The sequence below is a fragment of the Aeromonas sp. PrichA-15 genome (assembly GCF_017939245.1).
Taxonomy (GTDB): Bacteria; Pseudomonadota; Gammaproteobacteria; order Enterobacterales; family Aeromonadaceae; genus Aeromonas; species Aeromonas caviae.
In genome coordinates, this window is sequence record NZ_JAGKRH010000028.1 from 13,072 (window position 1) to 34,803 (window position 21,732).

The 21,732-nt window shown below is 63.0% G+C and carries 18 protein-coding genes and 1 other RNA gene; 3 read left to right on the plus strand and 16 right to left on the minus strand.

The genetic code is table 11. From position 1 onward, the window contains the following. Nucleotides 1–19 precede the first annotated feature (19 nt). The 6 genes from gcvP to J9889_RS04740 form a co-directional block, all read right to left on the minus strand. Nucleotides 20–2,896 carry an aminomethyl-transferring glycine dehydrogenase gene (gene gcvP, locus J9889_RS04715; RefSeq protein WP_210556050.1) on the minus strand — a complete coding sequence of 959 codons (2,877 nt, stop codon included), beginning with the start codon at nt 2,894–2,896 and terminating at the stop codon, nt 20–22. Nucleotides 2,897–3,128: 232 nt separating this feature from the next. Next, nucleotides 3,129–3,518: a glycine cleavage system protein GcvH gene (gene gcvH, locus J9889_RS04720; protein WP_042076214.1), complete on the minus strand. Its 390-nt coding sequence runs from the start codon at nt 3,516–3,518 to the stop codon at nt 3,129–3,131. 76 nt (nt 3,519–3,594) lie between these two features. After that, a complete protein-coding gene (gcvT, locus tag J9889_RS04725; protein ID WP_042017028.1) occupies nt 3,595–4,692 on the minus strand; it encodes a glycine cleavage system aminomethyltransferase GcvT in 1,098 nt (365 codons plus the stop codon). Nucleotides 4,693–5,073: 381 nt separating this feature from the next. After that, nucleotides 5,074–6,294 carry an FAD-dependent 2-octaprenylphenol hydroxylase gene (locus J9889_RS04730; protein WP_052816376.1) on the minus strand — a complete coding sequence of 407 codons (1,221 nt, stop codon included), beginning with the start codon at nt 6,292–6,294 and terminating at the stop codon, nt 5,074–5,076. 100 nt (nt 6,295–6,394) lie between these two features. Further along, the gene (ubiH, locus tag J9889_RS04735) at nt 6,395–7,618 is read right to left on the minus strand and encodes a 2-octaprenyl-6-methoxyphenyl hydroxylase (RefSeq protein ID WP_052816375.1); all 1,224 of its coding nucleotides are present in this window, start codon (nt 7,616–7,618) and stop codon (nt 6,395–6,397) included. A gap of 187 nt (nt 7,619–7,805) precedes the next feature. Beyond that, complete coding sequence (locus J9889_RS04740; RefSeq protein WP_042864005.1) at nt 7,806–8,375, minus strand: UPF0149 family protein; 570 nt, start codon at nt 8,373–8,375, stop codon at nt 7,806–7,808. 173 nt (nt 8,376–8,548) lie between these two features. Between J9889_RS04740 and zapA the strand changes: the two genes are divergently transcribed. Then, the gene (gene zapA, locus J9889_RS04745) at nt 8,549–8,881 is read left to right on the plus strand and encodes a cell division protein ZapA (RefSeq protein WP_010675086.1); all 333 of its coding nucleotides are present in this window, start codon (nt 8,549–8,551) and stop codon (nt 8,879–8,881) included. Nucleotides 8,882–8,897: 16 nt separating this feature from the next. Beyond that, nucleotides 8,898–9,080, plus strand: a non-coding RNA gene (gene ssrS / locus J9889_RS04750) — 6S RNA. Between the two features lie 354 nt (nt 9,081–9,434). On the opposite strand, the gene emrD is transcribed toward ssrS, so the two are convergent. From emrD to J9889_RS04790, 8 genes are all read right to left on the minus strand, one after another. Continuing rightward, nucleotides 9,435–10,634: a multidrug efflux MFS transporter EmrD gene (gene emrD, locus J9889_RS04755; RefSeq protein WP_109112651.1), complete on the minus strand. Its 1,200-nt coding sequence runs from the start codon at nt 10,632–10,634 to the stop codon at nt 9,435–9,437. 271 nt (nt 10,635–10,905) lie between these two features. After that, nucleotides 10,906–12,336 (minus strand): ATP-binding cassette domain-containing protein, encoded by a 1,431-nt coding sequence (locus tag J9889_RS04760; protein WP_052816373.1) that lies wholly within the window; start codon nt 12,334–12,336, stop codon nt 10,906–10,908. Beyond that, nucleotides 12,333–13,139 (minus strand): ABC transporter permease, encoded by an 807-nt coding sequence (locus tag J9889_RS04765; RefSeq protein ID WP_010675089.1) that lies wholly within the window; start codon nt 13,137–13,139, stop codon nt 12,333–12,335. Before J9889_RS04765 ends, J9889_RS04760 begins: the two co-directional genes overlap by 4 nt. 2 nt (nt 13,140–13,141) lie before the next feature. After that, complete coding sequence (locus J9889_RS04770) at nt 13,142–14,104, minus strand: ABC transporter permease (protein ID WP_052816372.1); 963 nt, start codon at nt 14,102–14,104, stop codon at nt 13,142–13,144. Beyond that, complete coding sequence (locus J9889_RS04775; RefSeq protein WP_052816371.1) at nt 14,101–15,627, minus strand: ABC transporter substrate-binding protein; 1,527 nt, start codon at nt 15,625–15,627, stop codon at nt 14,101–14,103. The genes J9889_RS04770 and J9889_RS04775 overlap by 4 nt, the downstream gene beginning before the upstream one ends. Nucleotides 15,628–15,822: 195 nt before the next feature. Next, on the minus strand, nt 15,823–16,485 hold the full coding sequence (locus tag J9889_RS04780) for a glutathione S-transferase N-terminal domain-containing protein (RefSeq protein ID WP_210556051.1): 663 nt from the start codon (nt 16,483–16,485) through the stop codon (nt 15,823–15,825). Nucleotides 16,486–16,516: 31 nt separating this feature from the next. Beyond that, on the minus strand, nt 16,517–17,125 hold the full coding sequence (locus J9889_RS04785) for a glutathione S-transferase family protein (protein WP_052816369.1): 609 nt from the start codon (nt 17,123–17,125) through the stop codon (nt 16,517–16,519). Nucleotides 17,126–17,245: 120 nt separating this feature from the next. Beyond that, complete coding sequence (locus J9889_RS04790; RefSeq protein WP_080990068.1) at nt 17,246–17,701, minus strand: hypothetical protein; 456 nt, start codon at nt 17,699–17,701, stop codon at nt 17,246–17,248. Nucleotides 17,702–17,901: 200 nt separating this feature from the next. Between J9889_RS04790 and suhB the strand changes: the two genes are divergently transcribed. After that, the gene (gene suhB, locus J9889_RS04795) at nt 17,902–18,705 is read left to right on the plus strand and encodes an inositol-1-monophosphatase (protein ID WP_103858438.1); all 804 of its coding nucleotides are present in this window, start codon (nt 17,902–17,904) and stop codon (nt 18,703–18,705) included. 100 nt (nt 18,706–18,805) lie between these two features. On the opposite strand, the gene J9889_RS04800 is transcribed toward suhB, so the two are convergent. Both J9889_RS04800 and J9889_RS04805 read right to left on the minus strand, forming a co-directional pair. Further along, complete coding sequence (locus tag J9889_RS04800) at nt 18,806–19,681, minus strand: OmpA family protein (protein ID WP_039038755.1); 876 nt, start codon at nt 19,679–19,681, stop codon at nt 18,806–18,808. Nucleotides 19,682–19,749: 68 nt separating this feature from the next. After that, nucleotides 19,750–21,723, minus strand: coding sequence for a methyl-accepting chemotaxis protein (locus J9889_RS04805; protein ID WP_162540591.1), 1,974 nt, complete (start codon nt 21,721–21,723; stop codon nt 19,750–19,752). Between the last annotated feature and the right edge of the window lie 9 nt (nt 21,724–21,732).

A 21,732-nucleotide genomic window follows, 5' to 3' on the forward strand; every position in this document is an offset into this window, starting at 1 on the left:
GCCCTTCACGGCGCCGCGATTACTTGGCGTAATCCTCGGTGGGCACGCAGGAGCAGAACAGGTTGCGATCGCCATAGACGTCGTCGATGCGGTTGACCGACGGCCACAGCTTGCTGGCGCGCACGGCGTCGGATGGGAAGACCGCCTCGGCGCGGCTGTAGCCACGGTTCCACTCTGCATCCATCACGTCATCCTGGGTATGCGGCGCATGGACCAGGGGGTTGTCGGCGAGGCTCCAGTGACCGTCCTGCACCCGGGCAATCTCTGCGCGGATGGCGGTCATGGCTTCCACGAAGCGATCCAGCTCGCGCTTGGATTCGGATTCGGTCGGCTCGACCATCAGGGTGCCCGCTACCGGGAAGCTCATGGTCGGCGCGTGGAAGCCGTAGTCCATCAGGCGCTTGGCCACGTCCATCTCGCTGATGCCACTGACTTCTTTGAGCGGGCGGATGTCCAGGATGCACTCGTGGGCCACCCGGCCGTTGCGACCTGTATAGAGCACGGGGAAGGATTCACCCAGCTTCTTGGCCAGGTAGTTGGCGTTGAGGATGGCGACCTGGGTGGATTTCTTGAGCCCCTCGTCCCCCAGCATGGCGATGTACATCCAGCTGATGGGCAGGATGCTGGCCGAGCCGAACGGGGCGGCAGACACGGCGCCGTTGTCACGGCTCTCCTTGTCGGTCTTGACCACGGCGTGACCGGCTACAAACGGTGCCAGGTGTTTCTTCACACCGATGGGGCCCATGCCCGGACCGCCACCGCCATGAGGAATGGCGAAGGTCTTGTGCAGGTTGAGGTGAGACACGTCCGCGCCGATAAAGCCTGGTGCCGTCAGCCCGACCTGCGCGTTCATGTTGGCGCCGTCGAGGTACACCTGACCACCATACTGGTGAACGATGTCGCACACCTCCTTGATGGTCTCCTCGTACACCCCGTGGGTGGAGGGGTAGGTCACCATCAGGCAGGAGAGCTGGTCTCCGACCTCGGCGGCCTTGGCGCGCAGGTCGTCCAGATCCACGTTGCCGGCCTTGTCACAGGCGGTGACGATCACCTTGAGGCCCGCCATCTGGGCGGAGGCCGGGTTGGTGCCGTGGGCAGAGGCCGGGATGAGGCAGACATCGCGATGCCCCTCGCCGCGAGACTCGTGGTACTTCTTGATGGCGAGCAGGCCCGCGTATTCGCCCTGCGCGCCGGAGTTGGGCTGCATGCAGACCGCATCGTAGCCGGTCACCTTCACCAGCCAGTCTTCCAGATCTGCCAGCAGCAGCTGGTAGCCCTGGGTCTGCTTGAGCGGCGCGAAGGGGTGCAGCTTGCCGAATTCAGGCCAGGTCACCGGGATCATCTCGGCGGTGGCGTTGAGCTTCATGGTGCAGGAGCCGAGAGAAATCATGGCGTAGTTCAGGGCCAGATCTTTCGCTTCGAGACGGTGGATGTAGCGCAGCATCTCGGTCTCGGAGTGGTACTTGTTGAACACCTCGTGGGTCAGCACGGCGTCGGTGCGCAGCAGATCCTGCGGGATCGCCTGATGAGTCTGGGCGGCCTGGTCGAGGGTCTCCACATCGAGGCCGTGACCCGCCCCAAGGAACAGGTCGAACAGCTCGGCCACATCCCCTCGGGTGGTGGTTTCAGAGAGGGACACACCGACCGCACCATCGAGATCCGCGCGCAAGTTGATGCCGAGCCCTTCGGCCTTGGCAATGAGTGCAGCCTTGTCCGACGTCAGGACTGTGAGGGTATCGAACCAGCTGTCGTGCTTGAGGGCCACGCCCTTGGCGGTAAGGCCGAGCGCCAGGATGGTGGTCAGACGGTGCACGCGGGAGGCAATAGTCTTGAGCCCCACCGGGCCGTGGTAAACGGCGTAGAAGCTCGCCATGTTGGCCAGCAGCACCTGGGCGGTACAGATGTTGGAGTTGGCCTTCTCGCGGCGGATGTGCTGCTCGCGGGTCTGCATGGCCATGCGCAGGGCGCTCTTGCCACGGGCATCCTTGGAGACGCCGATGATGCGACCCGGCATGGAGCGCTTGTAGGCGTCGCGGGTGGCGAAGAAGGCGGCGTGGGGGCCACCGTAACCCATGGGCACGCCGAAGCGCTGGGCACTGCCGAACACCACGTCGGCACCCAGTTCACCCGGGGATTTGAGCAGCAGCAGGGAGAGCATGTCGGTCCCGACGCAGGCCAGCCCCTTCTGGGCCTGGACGGCGGCAATGAGGGAACGCAGATCGGCCACATTGCCGGTGGTGCCCGGGTACTGGAACATGGCACCGAACACCTCTTCGCTCACGGCCTCGCCCGCAGGGCCGACCACCACCTCGAAACCGAAGTGGACCGCGCGCTCCTTGACCACGTCGATCACCTGGGGGTGAACATCGTCGGCCACGAAGAAGAGGTTGGATTTGGATTTGGCCATGCGCTTGGCCAGCGCCATGGCTTCGGCGGCGGCGGTGGCTTCATCGAGCAGGGAGGCGCTCGCCAGATCCATGCCGGTGAGATCCAGGGTGAGCTGCTGGAAGTTGAGCAGGGCTTCGAGACGGCCCTGGGCCAGCTCGGGCTGATAGGGGGTGTAGGCGGTGTACCAGCCCGGGTTTTCCAGCACGTTGCGCAGGATGACGTGGGGCACATGGGTGTCGTGGTAACCCATGCCGATGTAGCTCTTGGCGATCTGGTTCTTGGCCGCATAGCCCTTGAGCTTGGCCAGGGCCTCCACTTCGGTCATGGGGGCGCCGATACCAAGCGGCCCCGGACGACGGATGGCGGCGGGGACCGTCTGCTCAATCAGATCGTCCAGGCTCTCGGCACCCACGGTGGCGAGCAGGGCCCGCAGTTCTTCCTCACCCGGGCCGATATGACGGCGGATGAAATCGGTTTTTTGCTCGAGTTCAAACAGTGACTGGGTCATTTCCCTATTTCCTGGTAATAGGTCCTGGCATGACATACTGACAACCAAGACCTGATGTTCCTGTAGCCGGTCGATACCGGCTCCACTCATGTTCTGTGTCCGCCGCGGGCAGACGGGGAATGCGGCAAGGGCATCCCGAAGGCGCAAAGACTGCGCCCTTCCTGCAACCGCCATGGCCGCATGATGGCAGTCATACAAGAGGGCCCTGCTGTGTTGGCAGGGCCCGGGGGCATTACTCTTCGTCCACCACGTTCTGGTAGCCGTCGGCATCCAGCAGGTTGGCGAGCTCGCCCGCGTCGTCCAGCTTGATGCGGAACAGCCAGCCGGCGCCGTAGGGGTCGGAGTTGACCAGCTCGGGGCTGCCTTCCAGCTCTTCGTTGACAGCCAGGATCTCGCCGCTCACCGGGCTGTAGATGTCGGAGGCGGCCTTGACGGACTCCGCCACGGCGCAATCTTCACCGGCGCTCACCTGCTTGCCCACTTCCGGCAGATCGACGAACACCATGTCCCCCAGCAGATCCTGGGCGTGCTCGGTGATGCCGACCACGGCTTCGCCGTTGGCTTCGACACGGACCCACTCGTGGGAGGTGGCATATTTCAGTTCGCTCGGGATATGGCTCATTTGTGCTTCCTTTATGCTCTTGGATCGCTTCAACAAAAATGGGGCGGCGAAGGTCAACCCTCGCCGCAATCAATGATTACACCAGCGGCTGGCCGTTGCGCACGAAGGCCGGCTTGGTGACTTTCACGGTGACCTGCTTCTTGCGGATCTCCACCTGGGCCTGTTCGCCGATATCGCGGGGCACCCGCGCCAGGGCGATGCTGTAACCCAGGGTGGGCGAGAAGGAGCCGGAGGTGATCACCCCTTCCCGTGTCTCGCCGCTCTCGCTGGTGAAGGTGACCGGCATGCCGGCACGCAGCACGCCCTTTTCTTCCATCACCAGACCCACCAGTTTGGGCTGGTTGCCGGCGGCCTTCTGGGCTTCCAGGGCGGCGCGGCCGATGAATTGGCGGGAGGCAGGCTCCCAGGCCAGGGTCCAGGCCATGTTGGCGGCGAGCGGAGAGATTGTCTCGTCCATGTCCTGACCGTAGAGGTTCATGCCCGCTTCCAAGCGCAGGGTATCACGGGCACCCAGGCCACAAGGGGCCACGCCGTTGTCCAGCAGGGCCTGCCACAGATCGCACGCCTTCTCTTGGGGGACCACGATCTCGTAGCCATCTTCGCCGGTGTAGCCGGTGGTGGCGATGAAGAGATCCCCGGCCTGCACGCCGAAGAAGGGCTTCATGCCTTCGACCGCCCCATTCTGCTCGGGGGTGAACACCTTGGCCGCCTTGGCCTTGGCGTGGGGGCCCTGCACCGCGATCATGGCAAGCTCGGGGCGCTCGGTCACGCTCACGGCAAAGTCGATGGCGTGATGGCGGATCCAGGCCAGATCCTTCTCGCGGGTGGCGGAGTTCACCACCAGGCGGTAGAAGGTATCGGTCAGGAAATAGGTGATGAGGTCATCGATGACGCCGCCTTCCGGATTGAGCATGCCACTGTAGAGGGCCTTGCCGGGGACGGTAAGTTTGGCCACGTCGTTGGCCAGCAGGTGTTGCAGGAAGGCTTTGACCCGCTCGCCGGTCAAATCGACGATGGTCATGTGGGAGACATCGAACATGCCTGCATCGGTGCGCACCACATGGTGCTCTTCCAACTGGGAACCGTAGTTGATGGGCATCTCCCAACCGTGGAAGTCCACCATCTTGGCACCCGCTTCCAGGTGTTTCGGATGCAATACAGTAGTCTGGATCATCGCTGTGTTTCCTTAAGCGTTCGCGACAACACTCGCAATCCGCCCCGGCTCGTCGGGAACTACGGACCACAAGCTCTGTGCTCGTTCCCGCCCGGGCGGGCAGGAGTGATTCCTTGAACGGAGCGGATTATATGACAAGCGTGCCGGGGCACCGCTCAAAAAAAACTAATCCTCACCCAACTCACTGACACCAGACACTAAGGCAAAAACAGTGATAAAAACAGCCAAAACCGCGCCATTGCGGGATTTAATATTGATTTTTACCGTCCCGTCACAATTTACAGAAAAACGTTTCGCTTCTCGCCAACATTAAAGGCTGACACCCCTAAGGGGCATCTCGCCCTGTCAGATTAGTTTTTTTGTTAAAACCCCGGGGTAAGATTAGATTTTTTCACCTTTGGCCAGGGTGGGCAGCTCCCCATCCAGCCCCATGGCGGCCCGGATCATGCCCTGCTTGAGGGGGCCGAGGGCGTCGACGGCGCGAAGCCCCACCCCGCGCACCAGCTTCTTGAGGGGGTTGCTGCCCGCAAACAGTCGCTTGAGCCCCTCCATGGCCGCCAGCATGCGCGCCGCCTCGCTCTTGCGCCAGCGCTCATAGCCCCGCAGGTTGGCGAGCAGGCCGATGTCCGCGCCCTTGCCGTGATGAATGAGGATCTGCTCCGCCAGGGCGGCGGCATCCAGCAAGCCCAGATTCACCCCCTGCCCCGCCAGCGGGTGTATGGTGTGGGCCGCATCCCCCACCAGCACCAGGCGCTCGCGGGCAAAGTCGCGGGCGTAGCGGGCGGTGAGCGGAATGGCGCTGCGAGCCCCCTCCACCTTGCACAGCCCGAGGCGCCCATCAAAGGCGGCGGTGAGCTGGCGGTTGAAGCCGTCGTCATCCAGGGCGCAGAGCGCCTCGGTGCGGGCCGCGGGCACAGACCACACGATGGAGCAGAGGTCGGGCTGCCACAGGGGCAGGAAGGCGAGCGGCCCCTGAGGGGTGAAGATCTGGCGGGCCACCGCCTCATGGGGCTCGGCACAACGCACCGTCGCCACCAGGGCGTGATGACCGTAATCCCAGCTGGTGAGCGGGATATCGGCCTGACGGCGCACCCAGGAGTGGGCGCCATCGGCGGCCACCACCAGCTTGGCCGAGAGGGCCTGGCCATCTTCCAGCAGCAGCAGGGCGCCCGCTGGCCCGCACTGCAGGCTGGTGGCCCGGGCCGGGGTCAGCATCTGGATATTGCTTGCCCCCGCGATGGCGTCCAGCAGCGCAAGCTGGATCACCCGGTTCTCGACGATGTGGCCAAGGGCCCCCTGACGCAGGCTGGCAGCATCGAAATCGATGTGGCCGAAACTGTCCTGCTCCCACACCTGCATCTTCTCATAGGGCTTCAGGCGGCGCGCCACTATGGCGTCCCAGGCGCCGACCCCTTGCAGGATGTGCTGACTCGCGAGGCTCAGGGCACTGACCCTGTTGTCCGGCGTCTCACCGAGCGTTGCATCGGGCAGCCGGCCTTCCACGATGGCCACCTTGATCGCCCGGTTCTTGAGGGCGGCAGCGAGCCCCAGGCCCACCATGCCCCCCCCCACGATCACCACATCCACATCTTGCATCTGCATTCTCTTGTGTCCTTTCCGGGCGAGTCGCCAGGATCTGCGAGGCGACGCCCACAGGCGTGCCTCTTGCTCGAAATCGTCTTTGCCGCCGGGGCGACAGCGCTTATTGGCCGCACACCTCGTTCACGAATCCCAGGGTGCGGGAGGCGAGCGGTGCCTTGAGCCAGGGCACTCTGCCCATCAGGGAGAGCGCCAGATTGCGGCCCACCACCAGGGGAGCATGATGGTTTGAGAAGAGCTGGGCCAGGGAGGACGTGAGCCAGACGGTCTGGGCCTGATCGTCCCGCCGCGACTGCCAGTAGCCGCTTAGCACCTCAAAGCCGCCGATGTCTTCCCCCGCCGCGAGCGCACGGGCCAGGGTCCGGGTCAGCACGTCCAGATCCCGCATGCCGAGGTTGAACCCCTGACCGGCGATGGGGTGCAGCAGGTGGGCGGCGTTACCCACCAGCACGGTGCGCTGGGCCAGCGGGTAGTCGGCCACCGTCAGCACCAGCGGATAGAGGTGGCGCACGCCGGTGCGCTCGATGCGCCCGAGGCGCCAGCCAAAAGCCTGCTGCAGACGGGCGAGAAAGGCGGCGTCATCCAGTGCAAGCAGCCCCTGTGCCTCGTCCCGCGGCACGCTCCACACCAGGGAGGAGAGGCCGTCCTGCATGGGCAGCAGGGCCAGCGGCCCTCCATCGGTGAAGCGCTCGAAGGCCCGTCCGGCGGGATCCTCGGCGGTCTTGACGGTGGCGATGATGGCGCTCTGGCCATAATCGTGGCGACTGACCGGCATCTTGAAATGCTGGCGCACGAAGGAGTGGCCCCCGTCGGCCGCCACCAGCAGCCGGGTGCGGTAGCGCGCGCCGCCCTCCAGGGCGAGCGTCACTCCCGCCTCGTCGGGGTCGATGGCCTCAAGCCTGGCCGGGCACAACATACGGATCTGCGGGCAGGCGGCGATCGCCTCTTGCAGCACGATGCCCGCCGCCGACAGCTCGATCACCTGACCGAGGGCGGGTAGACCATACTCCGCCGCCGACAGCCGGGTCTGGCCACAGTGGCCCCGATCCGACACATGGATATGGGTGATGGGGGAGCAGTGGGGTACCAGGTGCGGCCAGAGGCCGTGACGAGCCAGCGCCTCGCAAGTACCGGCGGAAAGCGCGATGGCACGGGCATCGAAACCGGGATGAGCATTGAGCTCGGGCGCACTCGCCTCCAGCAGCAGGATCTGCAGGGGGGCGCCATCCTGTCCTTTCAGGGCGGCAAGGGAGAGGGCCAGCACGGCACCGCTCATACCACCGCCGACGATAGCCACGTCGACGTGAACCAGATCAGATTGAGACATGAGAAGAGGGCATAGGCGAAAAAACGTGGGCCAATCCTACCACAAAGGTGGCGGACGGGATGCGAAGCCACGGGCAAAAAACCGCTTTGGCGCCATGGGTTAGCAGAGTACCTCCCCTGCTCTCACCCCTTGTAAAACAGAAAGAGCGCCGTGATGCGCTCTTTCATTGACCCGCTGGGCGGGCAGATCAGTGCAGGGTCGGCGGCGTGCTCGGCGCGGCCGGGCGCTTGCCAAACTCCTCGAACGCCATCATGACCCCGAGGCGCACGTGTTCGTAGAGCACCAGGAAGGAGGCTTCGTTCTCTTCATCTTCCTGATCGAACTCGGCAGAGACCTGGGTGATGCTGGCGATGTCCTGAATCATCTCCTGCAGCTCTTCGGATGCCTTGGAGAGCTCCTGTTGGACCACGCCAAAGCCGGCTAGGAAGGCCTGGGACCAGTCCACCAGCGAGTCGATGCGCTCATCGAGCGGCGCCTCGTCGCTTGGCAGCAGCAACTCGACGCCCTTTTGTGCCATCAGGCTCTCGATCACCTCGTGATAGAGGTCGGTCATCACCTGGCGCACCGGTGCCGGCAGACCGAAACCGTCGTTGATCAGATCATTGAAATGGGGCTGCCAGCTTTTGTCGTCCAGGGCCACGCCACCGCACACCAGGCCGCAGATCACGCCATGGGCCTCGACGGCCGTCGCCATGAGGTCGTGCTGTGCCATCAGGTCCGCCACGGCGGCGTATTTCAGGGGGTTTGTTTTGCTCATCTAGGATCCGCTCAAAGTTCAGGCAAATATGCAGAATTTATGGCCGAGATCCTAGCATTCTCCCCCTGCCAGAGCCAGCAAGGCCTTGAAACTTCTGCATCTGCGCTATATAGTCCCGCCCAGTTGTCCACGTGGATAAAGGCGGAAATCAGCCCCGCCGTATTGAGGAAGGCATGAGCATAGAGGCCGTAGAAATCGTCATTCTGGGACGTCCCTACAAGGTGTCCTGTCCCCTGGGACAACAAGATGCCCTGCGCCAGGCCGCCGACCAGCTGACCGACAAGCTCATTGAGCTTCGTCAACGTTCCAAGGTCTCCAGCAACGAACAGCTGGCCGTCATGGCAGCGCTCAATTTCTGTCACGAGCTCTGCCTTGAAAAAGAGAAAAACCACCAATACTCTGAGACCATGGACAAGCGGATCAAGATGCTGCAACGCACCATCGAAGCCGCCTTGATCGAGCACGGACAATACGGTGAATCCAGCGAAGAGGCGCAACAGCCCTAATCGCACCGAGTTTTGAAATTCCCTGGAGTGTTTGTCAGCCGGTTCAAGTCCCCGAGCCGATATTCATACCAAACAGGGGGTCTGCCTTCTGGCTATTGAGCATGCTCGGCCCGACCGAGAAGCCTGCGGCCAGATTAGATCTCCGCCTTGAACCGACGGTTCAAGGGCCCAAACCGGCAACGGCATCTCCGGGGTACCTACCCAAAAAAGCCCGTCATCACGACGGGCTTTTTCTTTGCCTGCGCGGCAACCCCCTTCCACTCGACTGCGGCGTCTCGCCACCCGGCAGGAGGCAGTAAAAAGCCCGCCAACGGGGCGCAATGCTGTTCAGATAAGCACTTTTTTGACTGATTATTCATAAATTGGATTTGAGTTGAGGGGGCAAGGCTGTGTCCAGTCGATCTTCCTCCAGCCTTTATCCAGCGGGGCTTGCAATAGAAAGAGGGAGGCATCATGCCTCCCTCGCTTTTTTGTCCTGATACTACGTGGACTGGAACTCAAATTCTCTTAAGTGAACAGCATTGCGCTTGATGCGGGCGGGCTCTTGGCCGTGTCAGACGGCCATCTGCTCGTGGGGCGCGCCGTGGTGGCGCAGCCACACAAAGCTCAAGGCCACGATCAGCACCATCACCGTCATGATGGCCCCCAGGGTCACCTGCCCCGTCATCGGGAAGCTGGCGGCCAGCAGGGTTACCACGCCAGCCCCCAGATTCTGCATGCCCCCGAGCACGGCTCCCGCGGTGCCCGCCTGACCCGGGAAGGGCTCGATGGCACAGGAGGTGGCGGTCGGATAGAGGATGCCGCTGCCAATGAAGTAGACCGCAGCCCCGCCCACCAGGGAGGCAGCACTCACCATGCCGAGCAACCCGGGTACTAGGATGATGAGCGACCCCAGGGCCAGGAAGGCGATGCCAAGGCGCATCAGCTTGCCCTGGCTCAGGCGAAAACTCAGTCTGGCGGAAAGCCAGGCGCCGAACAGATAACCGGGCAGCGGCAGCACGAACAGTACGCTGACGGTGCGGGCACTCAGCTTGAGCACGTCCCCCAACAACACCCCGGCCGCCGCCTCGAACACCGCGAGGCCGGCAAAGGTGGCCATCAGACAGAGCAGGTTGCCTTGAAAGCGCGGGTTGCCGAGCACATGACGATAGGCGGCGCCCACCCGCAGCGAATGCTGGCGGGCGGATGCTGGCAGCGTCTCCCCAAACCAGGCCAGCAGTGCCAGGGTGGTCAAGGCACCAAAACCGAATAGGAACCAGTAGCCGGCACGCCAGTTGAACAGCTCGGTGAGCCAGCCGCCCAGCACAGGTGCCAGCAGCGGGGAGAAGATGACCCCCATGCTTACCAGGCTGTTGGCACGGTTGAGCTCGGCGCCACTGTAACGGTCGCGCATTACGGTCCGGCTCATGGCGCCCCCTGCCCCGGTGCCCAGCCCCTGGATCAGGCTGCCCGCCAGCAGGGCGGTGAAGCTTGGGATCAGCTGGATGGTGAGGGTGCCGACCAGGAAGATCATCATGCCGATGATGAGCACAGGGCGACGACCGATGCGATCCGACAAGGGGCCATAAACGAACTGGGAGAGGCCGTAGGGAATGAGGTAGCAGGCCATCACCGCCTGCATCTGGCCGGAGGCCACATGGAAGTCCCCCGCCATCATGGGAATGGAGGGCACATAGAGGGTCTGGGTCATCTGACCCACGGCGACCATCAGAATGGTCAGGAAAAACAGGGGATAGAAGCTGTGCCGATACATACTGTCGTCCGAAAAAGATCAAAAAGCCGCCACCCTCCGGGCAGGGATCTGCAGGAGGTGTCTGACAAAGGTCGTTGAAGAGGAACAAGGCGGAGGACCCGCACCCGCCAGCAGCAGGACGCTCTCTGGCTTACGACAATATTAGTGATTCATATCACAAAAAACGAACGAAACTTTATAATCTGCTTACCCAAGTTTTTCTAATGCGACGGGGCCCAAGGCCCCGTCACTGTCATCTCATCATGGGGGAAGGATTCATCCTGTCCCCTCTTTATCCCACTCTTCTCACCTCGGCCGACGCGCCTTCGAACATGGGGGTACCCGCCTCCCCCAGTCTCAGACAACGAGGAGCAACCTTGCCGGCCAGCCCCTCGTCATGGGTCACCAGCAGCAGGGCGCAGCCTATCTCTCCCAGTTCCTCCAGCAGACAGGCGATGGTCTGTTGCTGGCTCAGGGGATCGAGCCGGGACGTGGGCTCATCGGCGAACAGCAGCACGGGGCGCAGCAACAGGGCCCGGATAAGCGACAGCCGCTGCAGCTCCCCTCCCGAGACCTGGTTTGGCAGGCGCGTCAGCAGCCGTTCATCCAGCCCCAACCGGGCCAGATAGTCGACAAGCCGATGGCGAGGCAGCCTGTGCAGACGCAGCACATCATCGAACTGGGTGGCGAGGCGCACTCGGCTGGCAAAGGCCAGCACCGGATCCTGATAGAGCTTCTGCCAGCGGCAGGGGGCTATCCCTTCCCGGCGCAGCACCTCCCCTTGCAGGGGGCGTTGCAGACCCAGCAGCACGTTGCCGAGGGTGCTCTTGCCCGCGCCGCTCGGCGCCATGATGGCCATTCGCTCCCCTTGCGCCAGGGCAAGGTCGAGCCCCGTGAACAGGGGTTGATCCCCATATCCCATGGCAAGCCCCTTCCCGCGGATGAGCCAGTCACCGGTGGGAGGGATGGTCGCCTCGGGCCAGGCGGAGGGCTCCGCCGCCAGCAGGGCCCGGGTATAGGCATGGGATGGCGTGTGCAGCACACGCTCGGCGGGCCCCTGCTCCACGATCTCTCCTCCCTTGACCACCAGCACCCAGCCCCCCAATGCGCGAGCCAGGGAGAGATCATGGGTGATGGTCAGCAGATGGCGTCCACGGGCCAGGTAGCCCAGCAACAAGGCACCCAGCCTGGCTGCGGCCTGGCTGTCGAGCCCCTTGGTGGGCTCGTCGGCCACCAGCAGACGGGCCTCCCCCAGGGTGGCGGCGGCAAAGGCCGCGCGCTGGGCCATGCCTCCCGAGAGCTGGTGTACAAAAGCGCCCTCCCGCCCGGCCAGTCCAAGCCACTCGAGGGCGGCGCGGGCCCGCGATCGGGCCTCCTTACCCCCTGGCAGCCACCCCTCCTCCACCTGGGCAAGCAACCCCATGGTGGGATCCAGCGCCAGCACCGGCTCCTGGGGTAGCATCGCCAGCTCCCTCCCCCAGAGAGTGCGCAGGCGAGGCGTGTCGGCCAGGTTGTGATGGCGGCCACCCGACACCATCTCACCCCGGCCTGTCAGAGGGGCTGGCAACGTCCCCATCAGGGCATGAGCCAACAGGGATTTGCCCGAACCGCTCTCCCCGATCAGGGTCAGGGCGGTGCCGGGATGAATGGTGAAATCCAGCGCCTGCAACAGAGTTTTCTGGCCATCATCGACCTGCAACCCCTTGATTTTAATGGCCGTCATGAGGTGGCTCCTTGTGAAGATGGCATGTCAAGGCCGCGCGTCTGATGAAGCAGCACCAGAGCCAGCAACATCAGCCCCATGACAAGAATGGGGGCCAGTAGCAGACGGGGAGCCTCCTGATAGTGGGGCAGCGCCTCCGTCATCATCAGCCCCAGCTCGGGCGTGGGCGGCTGAATGCCCACTCCGACAAAGCCCAGGGTAGAGAGGGTTAGAATGGCACCCGCTAGGCCGAAGGCCATCATGGTGAGCAACTGGGGGGCGAGCTCGGGCCAGAGATGGCGCCGCACCACATGGGCATGGCCGAATCCCAGCAGACGGGACGCCTCCACCTGGGGCGAGGCGAGCAGCCCCCGGCTGCGGGCACGCACCACCCGGTAATACTCCACCCACTGGGCCATGGCCAACCCGAGATAGAGGATGGCAAAGCCCCCCTGGGCCATGGCGGAGAAGAGCAGCACCAGCAACAGGCCTGGCAGGGCCAGCACGCCGTCGGCCAGACTGCGCAGCAGACCGTCGACCCAGCCGCCGCGCCAGGCCGAGAGCCAGCCCAGCAATGACCCCAGCAGCGCCGCCGTGATGACGCACAGCAGTCCCAGCAGCAGGGAGAGCCGGGTCGCCGCCGCGAGGCGCGCCATCAGGCTGCGCCCCATCTGATCCCGCCCGAGGGGCTCCTGCCAGGAGGGATCAGCCAGAAACTGTGCCAGATCCTGAGCCGCCGGATCGGGCCAGAGCACGGGGCCCAGCAGGGCAAACAACACCACCAGCAGGAGCAGGCCCAGCCCCGTTTTGACAGACAACGACATGATCAGAACTCCTTGGGACCACGGGGGTCAATGGCAAGACAAAGCAGATCGGTGAGGGTATTGAGCAGCACGAAGAGCACCGCCAGCACCAGCACAGTCCCCTGAACCATGGGGATGTCGCGCCAGAAGATGGCGTGCACCAGCGCATGGCCGATCCCGGGCCAGGCAAACAGGCTCTCGACCACCACGACCCCCTCGATGAGCAGCACCAGCTGCACGCTGGTGTAGGCGATGATGCTGACCCCGGTGTTGCGCAGACCGTGGCGCCAGAAAACCCGGGCCGGCGAAAGCCCCTTGGTGAGGGCAAATCGGTAATAACCGGACTGCACCACGGTGAGCACGCTTTCACGCACCACCCGAGAGAGCACGCCGGAGAGCCCCAATCCCAGGGTCAGGGCGGGCAGCAGCAGGTTGCTCCCCTCCCCGTGCCCTGCCGCACTGACCCAGCCCAGCTCCACCGAGAGCATCACCATGAGCACCAGGCCGAGCAAGAAGGGGGGCAACGCACGCATCAGCACGCTCCAGCCCAGGGTCAGGCGATCACACCATCCCCCCGGGCGCAGCGCACTCAGGCTGCCAAGCGGCAGCGCCACCACCAGCGCCAGCACCACGGAGGCGCTCGCGAGCGTCAGGGTGGCGCCCAGGTGATGACCCACGTCGGTGGCGACCGGTGCGCCCGTCACCAGGGAGCTGCCGAGATTCCCTTGCAGCAAGGCCCACAGCCAGTCGCCAAAACGGGCAAGGGCCGAGCCGGCCAGCCCCAGCTCGCTGCGCACCGCGTTGGCCGCCTCGGCGGTGACATAGTCATAGCCATAACGACCCGCCGCGATGCGAAAGGCGATGTCTCCGGGCAGGGACTGCACCATCAGAAAACAGAGTCCGGCCACCAGCAGGGCAACCACCAGCGCCTGCATCAGACGCTGACCCAGTATCACCATGACGCGAGACAAGGGGGTCGCTGTCATCGTGCGCTCCATGTCAACTTGTCCAGGCCATAGCTGCGCTCCTGGGGATCGAGTTCAAACCCCTCCAGCCCCCGACTGACCGCCGCGCTCTGGCGGTACCAGGCGATGGGCAGGAGCGGCAACTCCTGTTGCAGTGTCGTGGCTATCTCCCGGCGAGCCGCGGCGGCGTCTGTGGGCGACAAGGCTTGCGTGGCAAGGCGGGTCAGTGTTTGCGTCATGGCCGGGGAGTGCCAGTTCATCACCCCCCAGTCCGCACCGGCAGGGGCCAAGTCCCCCAGCAAAGTGACCAGGGGATCCGGTACCAGGGCATAATTGCGGGCGTAGAGACCAAGCTGGAGCGAGCCGTCCTGATGGCCCGCCGGGATCTCGCTCGAGTTGCCCACCGCCACCTTGAGATCCACCCCCACCGCCTTCCACTGCGCCTGCAGTGCCGTGGCGAGGAGCGGCAGCTCCGGACGGTCAGGGAAGGTACGCAGGGTCAGGGCGAAGCGCTCTTCCCCCTTGCGCAGCACACCGTCCTCCCCCGGCTGCCAGCCTGCCGCCGCGAAGGCCGCCCGGGCCGCCTTGACGTCATAGGCAAGCGGCGTCAACCCGAGCTGGTGCCACTCCCCCAGAGTGGGAGGAAAGAGCTGGGTTGCCGCCATCTCGGGATCCCGCAACAGGGCGGCTGCCATACCACGACGATCGATGGCGAGACTCAGGGCACGGCGCACCACCGGATCACTCAGACGGGGATCGGCGCCATTGAGCTTGAGCTGGATGGTTCGTGGCAGGGTGACCGAGGCGATGGAGACCCGTGACGCCTGCTGCAAGCGGCGGATGCTGACCGGATCCAGCCCCCAGGCGATGTCGGCCTGACCGCTCTCGGCCATCAGGGTGCGGCTCTCTGCACGCCCCACCGTCAGGTAGCTGACCACCTCGATTGCGGGCCTGACCCCCTGCCAGCCGTCGAAACGCACAGTCTCTATCCGCTGGGGTTGTTGCAGGCGGGTGATGCGATAGGGGCCAGAGCCTATCACCTGGGTTACCTCCCCCTTGGCATCGTAGGCGGCCTTCGCCAGGATCTGGGTGCTGGGATGGGCCAGCACGGCCGGCAGGGAGGCGAAGGGTTCGCTCAGGGTGACCTTCAAGACGCCATCTCCAGATCCGATGGACGCAATGGGAGTGCTGGTCATCACGCCGGGCTTGCGCCAGGCCTGTTGCAGGGCAAAAGCGGCCTGCTCGGCGCTCACCTCGCTGCCATCGTGAAAACGGGCCCCGGGGCGCAATGTGAATCGCCACTGCAGACCGTCATCGCTACGCGACCACTCACTGGCAAGCCCGGGTTGCAGATTGCCTTTCCCATCGACATCCACCAGGGTCTCCGCCACCTGCATGCGAGTAAAGAAGACCCCGTTGCTGGCGGGGTCGACACTGTGGATCTCCCAAGGCCCCACCATGGCAAGCGGTTTGCCGTCGGCTGCAGTCGTTCCTGCCATCAGAGCCAGGGCGAACCACCCGGCTGCGGTGCATTTTTTTGTCATCCTTTCCATCCAAGCTTCATGTTCATCAACCAAAGAGGCAACGTTATAACATAACAATTAATCAGGAAGAATGACTTTTGATTTTTGATAAATGGCTTATTTGAAAGACAAAAAGCGACTGCGATGCAGATCGTCAAACAACGGGGAGTCAAAGGGGAATAAAAAAGATGGCCCGTCAGGGCCATCATGATGGCGTCAGCGAGTCACCATCTGCTGCGCCCGCTTGACCTGATCCTCGGGGCTCTCATTGCGCGGTGGAATGGTGATGCCCTTCTGGCAGGCGGGCCTGGCTTCCATGCGTGCCATCCAGGCCTGCAAATGCACCAACCCCTCGATGGAGATACCACTCCAGTCGTGGATGCGCACCCAGGGCCAGGTAGCGATGTCGGCGATGCTGTACTCGTCTGCCAGATACTCATGGTGTGCCAGATGGCCGTCGAGCACCTCGAACAGGCGTCGCCCTTCCTTCTGGTAACGCTCGATGGCGGCCGGGATCTTCTCGGGGAAATAGCGATAGAAGACGTTGGCCTGCCCCATCATGGGACCGACGCCTCCCATCTGGAACATCAGCCACTGGATGGCCTGGGAGCAGCGCTTGGGATCCTGCGGCAGCAACTTGCCGGTTTTTTCCGCCAGATAGATAAGGATGGCGCCGGACTCGAACACCGCGAAGTCACCATTGTCCCGATCGATGATGGCCGGGATGCGGCCATTGGGGTTGATGGCCAGGAACTCGGGCTTCTTCTGCTCCATGGTCGCGAAATCAAGGGGAATGACCTTGTAGGGCAGCCCCAGCTCTTCGAGGGCGATCGACACCTTGAACCCGTTGGGCGTGGCGGCAGTGTACAACTCTATCATCTTGGACTCCTTGAACGTTCAGGGGAAAGGATCAGGCCTGGGCGCTGGGCCGGGCACTCACCCGGTCATGCCAGTCCTGCAAACGGGGCTGTTCGGGGGTGATACGCAGGCCAACCACCTTGCCAAAATCAATGGTACAGAGGGCAAGAATGTCGGCGATGGTGAAGCGCTCCCCCGCAATATAGGGCACCTCGGCAAGACGGGCATCAAGCTTGTCAAACCAGATCTGAGCCTGTTGCTTGCACTCCTCCCCCCATTCGGGGAAGACCCGCTCCCGGTCTTTGTAAAAACCGGTGATATGACGAAACGCCATACCGGTCGGCAACCAGAGGTTGAACTCGATGAAGCGACTCCACATCTCTATGGTGGCGCGCTCCAGCGCGGTGCTGCCAAACAGGTTCGGCTCGGGGTGGAGCTCTTCAAAATAGCGGCAGATGGCCAGGGTTTCACTCAGACAGGTTCCGTCATCGAGTTCCAGCACAGGAATGCGCCCGGCCGGGTTCTTGGTCAAAAAGGCGGGCGCCAGGTTTTCCCCCGCCCCCAGATCGACCTGTTGATATTCCATCTCGATCCCCTTCTCCGCCAGAAACATTCTGACCCGACGGGCATTGGGGGCTCGTCTCAACTCATAAACCTTCATGTCACCTCCGTCGACGAACACACAGTGAGCCGCTGCGCAGGCCATAGCAAAGCGGCACAATGTCGGTCAGTTATGACAAATATTGTGCCGCTTGAACAGCCCGCATCGAGGGGGAGATGATTAGCTGCTCAGTCCCCCTGGTTGGCGCTGGCGCAGCAAGATAAGACGGGAAAGCAGCGGGAAATAGGATTCAAACTTGCTTTGCAGCACCAGGCTGCAGGCAGGATCCGCCAGTTCGGCCTCATCCAGAAGAATACCGTTGGAAACGAAATAAAAATGCGGATCCCGGACATCCGGCCCCTGTGGAGTATGTTCATACTGTCGATGCACCAACAGGGGAAGCACCGGCAATCCCAGTGTACTGCCTCCTGCTGGCCAGAGCGGAACAGGCCAGGCAGCGCCCTCTTCTTCCAGCAGCAGGATCGCCGCTTCGTCCTTCGACGGTTGCCACTGCTGGGGCTGTGCCACCCGGACCTCGGTGACATAATCGCTCTCTTCGCTGGCGGCACGCAGTGCGGCCAACACACCCAGAGTCGTCGGCGACGACGGTTTCTGACTAACTAATGACAGATTCATGGCTCATATCCCTATGCTCACCACAGCCTGTTATCCGGCTGTCGCGATAAGACTAGTTGATTACAGGTCTTTATTGGAGCCGTCAGATCTGTCAGTCACCACCCTGACCGAATGAGGGCATAGCAGTTGCTATTCCCGAATATCTTGGTAAGATGTCGCGTCCTTTTATCCCCCGTTCTTTAACATCCAGTGGTGAACCTATGCATCCGATGCTGAATATCGCCGTGCGCGCTGCGCGCAACGCCGGTCAAGTAGTAGTAAAAGCCTTTTCTCAACCCGAGAACATCGAGGTTATCCAGAAAGGCAGCAATGACTTCGTGACCAACGTTGACCGTGACGCCGAAGCGGCCATCATTCACACCATCAAAAAATCTTACCCGGAACACAGCATCGTTGCTGAAGAGTCTGGCGAGATTGCCGGTACCAATCCGGACTACCAATGGATCATCGACCCACTGGATGGCACGACCAACCTGGTCAAAGGCGTTCCGCACTTTGCCGTTTCCATCGCTCTGCGCGTCAAGGGCAAGACCGAACAAGCCGTTGTCTACGATCCCATCCGTGACGAGCTGTTCACTGCCACCCGCGGCAGCGGCGCCCAGCTGAACGGCTACCGCATCCGTGTCGGCAAGGCCAAAGAGCTCTCCGGCACCATCCTGGCCACCGGGTTCCCGTTCAAGCAGAAGCACCACATCGAACCCTACCTGAAGATGTTCCAGAGCATGTTCATCGAGTGTGCAGACATCCGTCGTGCTGGCTCCGCCGCGCTGGATCTCGCCTATGTGGCCGCTGGCCGCGTCGACGGTTTCTGGGAAATCGGCCTGAAACCCTGGGACACAGCCGCCGGTGAGCTGCTGGCCAAAGAAGCCGGCGCCATCGTCACCGATTTCGTCGGTGGTCACAACTACGAAAACTCCGGCAACATCGTGGTAGCCAACCCCCGCGTGCTGAAAGAGATGCTCGGCAAGATCCGCGAAAACCTGCCGGAATCCCTGGCCAAGTAATCCCGGATACCCGCGAAAAAAATGCCAGTCGGTTCGCCGACTGGCATTTTTTATTCCTGACTACAGCGAAAATCCCGCCCCTCTCGATGACTCAGCGGGATCAGATAGTGCCGTTGCGTCCCATGTTGATCACCACCCGGCGGTTCTTGGCTCGGCCAGCTTCCGTTTCGTTGGAGGCCACGTGCTGTTTCTCACCGTGCCCTTCCACCGAGATCTTGCCCTCCTCGATGCCGAGATCCACAAACACCTGCTTGATGGCATCCGCCCGCTTCTCGGAGAGCTTCTGGTTTGGCCAGCGGCCGCCATAGCTGTCGCTGTAGGCGTCGATCACCACCACATCGATGCTCTTGTCTGCCTTCACATAATCACCGATCATCGCCAGCCGCCGCTTGGAGGCCGGTGACAACTGATCGCTGTTCTTGTCATAGGAGAGCACGCTGAAGGCGATGTCGTTGAAGCTGTAGGGCAGCAAGCCACTCAGGCAGTCCATGAACGCCTGGTACTTGACCCTGAAATTGACCGACGAGAGCGATACCCGCACCGGCCTGTCCTGACGATACCAGTCGCGATACTGGAAAGTCGGCATACGCCCTCCTTCCAGCTCGTCCAACATGGTCCAGGCGGTCTGCCCCGCCACCAGGCCGTCAAACTGCTGATAGAACTGCAACTGGCTGATCTGTCGCCCGGCCACCCCGGGACGCCAGCTGGGGGGCATGATCCCGAGGCTCACTGTCTGGGTACGCGCCTGGGGTCGCTGCCCCTTGAGCTCGAAATCCAGATTGATCTTGCGCCCGGCCCGGCTGACAAAGGCCCCGGTTCCCCAGCGGGGAATAGGATGCTCCAGCCTGCACTCCACCTGGGTATCAGAGGTCAGGCGCCAGACGGATTGATCCAGACCGGCGCCAAATTCGGTCACGCCCGCCTGCAACTGCATACTCACTGATATGCTGATCAACCCCAACACCCAAGCATTCAACGGCTTGTCCTCCACACTATCTCGAATTATCTATCGGCAGCGGCAGGACAAGCTTTAGGTCAAAACGCTCAGTGGGGGGAAGAAGGGGCCATCAGCTTGAAGCTGGCGATGCGTCCCGCCAGATCCCGGGCCAGGGCATCCAGTTCGGCACTGTGTTGTTGCAGGGTATGGGAGTGCTGGCGATGGGCCTCATACACGTCACGGATGGTCATCACGTTTTGCTGGATGTCGTCGGTCACGTAACGCTGCTCCTCGGTGGCGGTGGCCACCTGGGCCGTCATGTCGCTCACCTTGCGCACCTCGTTGACGATGTCGGTCAGCTCGCTCCCCGCCCGTTTGGCCTCCGTCACGCTAAGGCCGGCCTGTTCGGTGCCCGTGTGCATGGCAGCCACCGCCTCGTTGGCCCCCTGGCGCAAGCGGCCCAGCATCCGCTCTATGTCATCCGCCGCCTGCTGGGTACGGGAGGCAAGCGCTCTCACCTCGTCGGCCACCACCGCAAAGCCGCGCCCGGATTCACCGGCACGGGCCGCCTCGATGGCGGCATTGAGGGCCAGCAGGTTGGTTCTGTCCGAGATCTGCTTGATGAGGCTCAAGGCCTCCCCCACCGACTCGGTATCCCGATGCAGGCTGTCCACCAGGTGCCGGGTATCCACCAGCGTGCCCGCGACCTGCTGGATGGTGTGGATGGTCTGATCCACCTCCTTGTCACCCTGCTTCGCCCGGCCGATGGCCTGCTGGGTCGCCTGGGAGGTCTGGGTGGCGTTGCGGGCAATCTCCGCGACAGTCGATGCCATCTCGGTGGCGGCAGTCGCCACCAGATCCACCTGCCCGCATCCCCTGACTACGCCGGCATTCACCTCGGCAATGACCTCGGCCGAGCTGGCGGCGCTGCGTATCAGCACGTCACAGGAGTGGCGCACAGCCAGCAGCAAACTCTCCAGGTGCCCGAGGAAATGGTTCAGATCCCGCGCCAGGGCACCCAGCTCATCCCCGGATCGCCAGTCGACCCGCACAGTCAGGTCGTTCTCCTGCACCAGGCGCTTGAAGGTCTGGTGCAGGGCCATGAAGCCCAGATGCAGATCCCGCACCACCCGCCAGCAGACGAAGGTGGTCAGGACGATGCACAGCAACACGCCAGCCGCCCCCCACCAGAAGTCACTGGCACTCCCGACCCGCATCTGTTCAACCCGCTCGAAGAGCTGCTGATAGAGGCTGTCTTCTATCTCCTTGAGCAGGCCTATCTTGTCGGTACTCAAGGCAAACCAGGCCTCCGCATCGACACCAAAACTGCCGCTTGCCGCCTTGTCCAGGGCCAGTTTCTCCATGGCGGCCACCTTGGCCACCACGGGTGAGGCGAGGCTGTCGTTCAGCAACTGACGCTGGGCTGGACTCGCCACCGCCTGGAAACGTTCGAGATAGGTGTTCTGGGCCGCCAGCAGGGAGATGAACTGCTGCAACAGCGCAGGCGTGAAGCTGTCACGGCCAAAGACGTTGCTGAGCGTCGCCCGCTCCAGCCCCGCACGCTCCTTGCTCTGCAGGAAGGCGGCGTAGGCATTGGTCTGCAGGGCGATGGTGGCATCCATGCTGTCGACGCTTATCTTGTCCACTACCGCCAGCAAGGCGGTCACGAGGCGGGTATAGAAGCCGACCTGTTCCGCCACCTCGACCCCCAGGGCGCTGACCCGCTCACGCATGGCGGTGAGTCCCGCCACTCCCTGCTGCACCTCCGTCAGAGCCAGCAAGGCAGGATCCTGATGAAAACGCTGCAACAGGCTGTCCACCACCTTGCGCTGGGCAGGCAGCGCATCGCGAAACTTGTTGCCACCAGAGCCGAGGAAGCCGGCCGACATGCCGCGCTCCCGTTGCAGCTCATGGGCCAGCTGCGCCGCCTCCTTCACCACCGCCAGCGCGACCAGGGCGCCGCTCATCTCCTGTTCGACCCGATAACGTTCGTAGACGTACCGGCCGGAGAAAAACAGCAGGGCCAACAGCGGCAGACAGACCACCAACATCATCTTGTGTGCCAATCCCAGCTTCTTCATCGTCCTCTC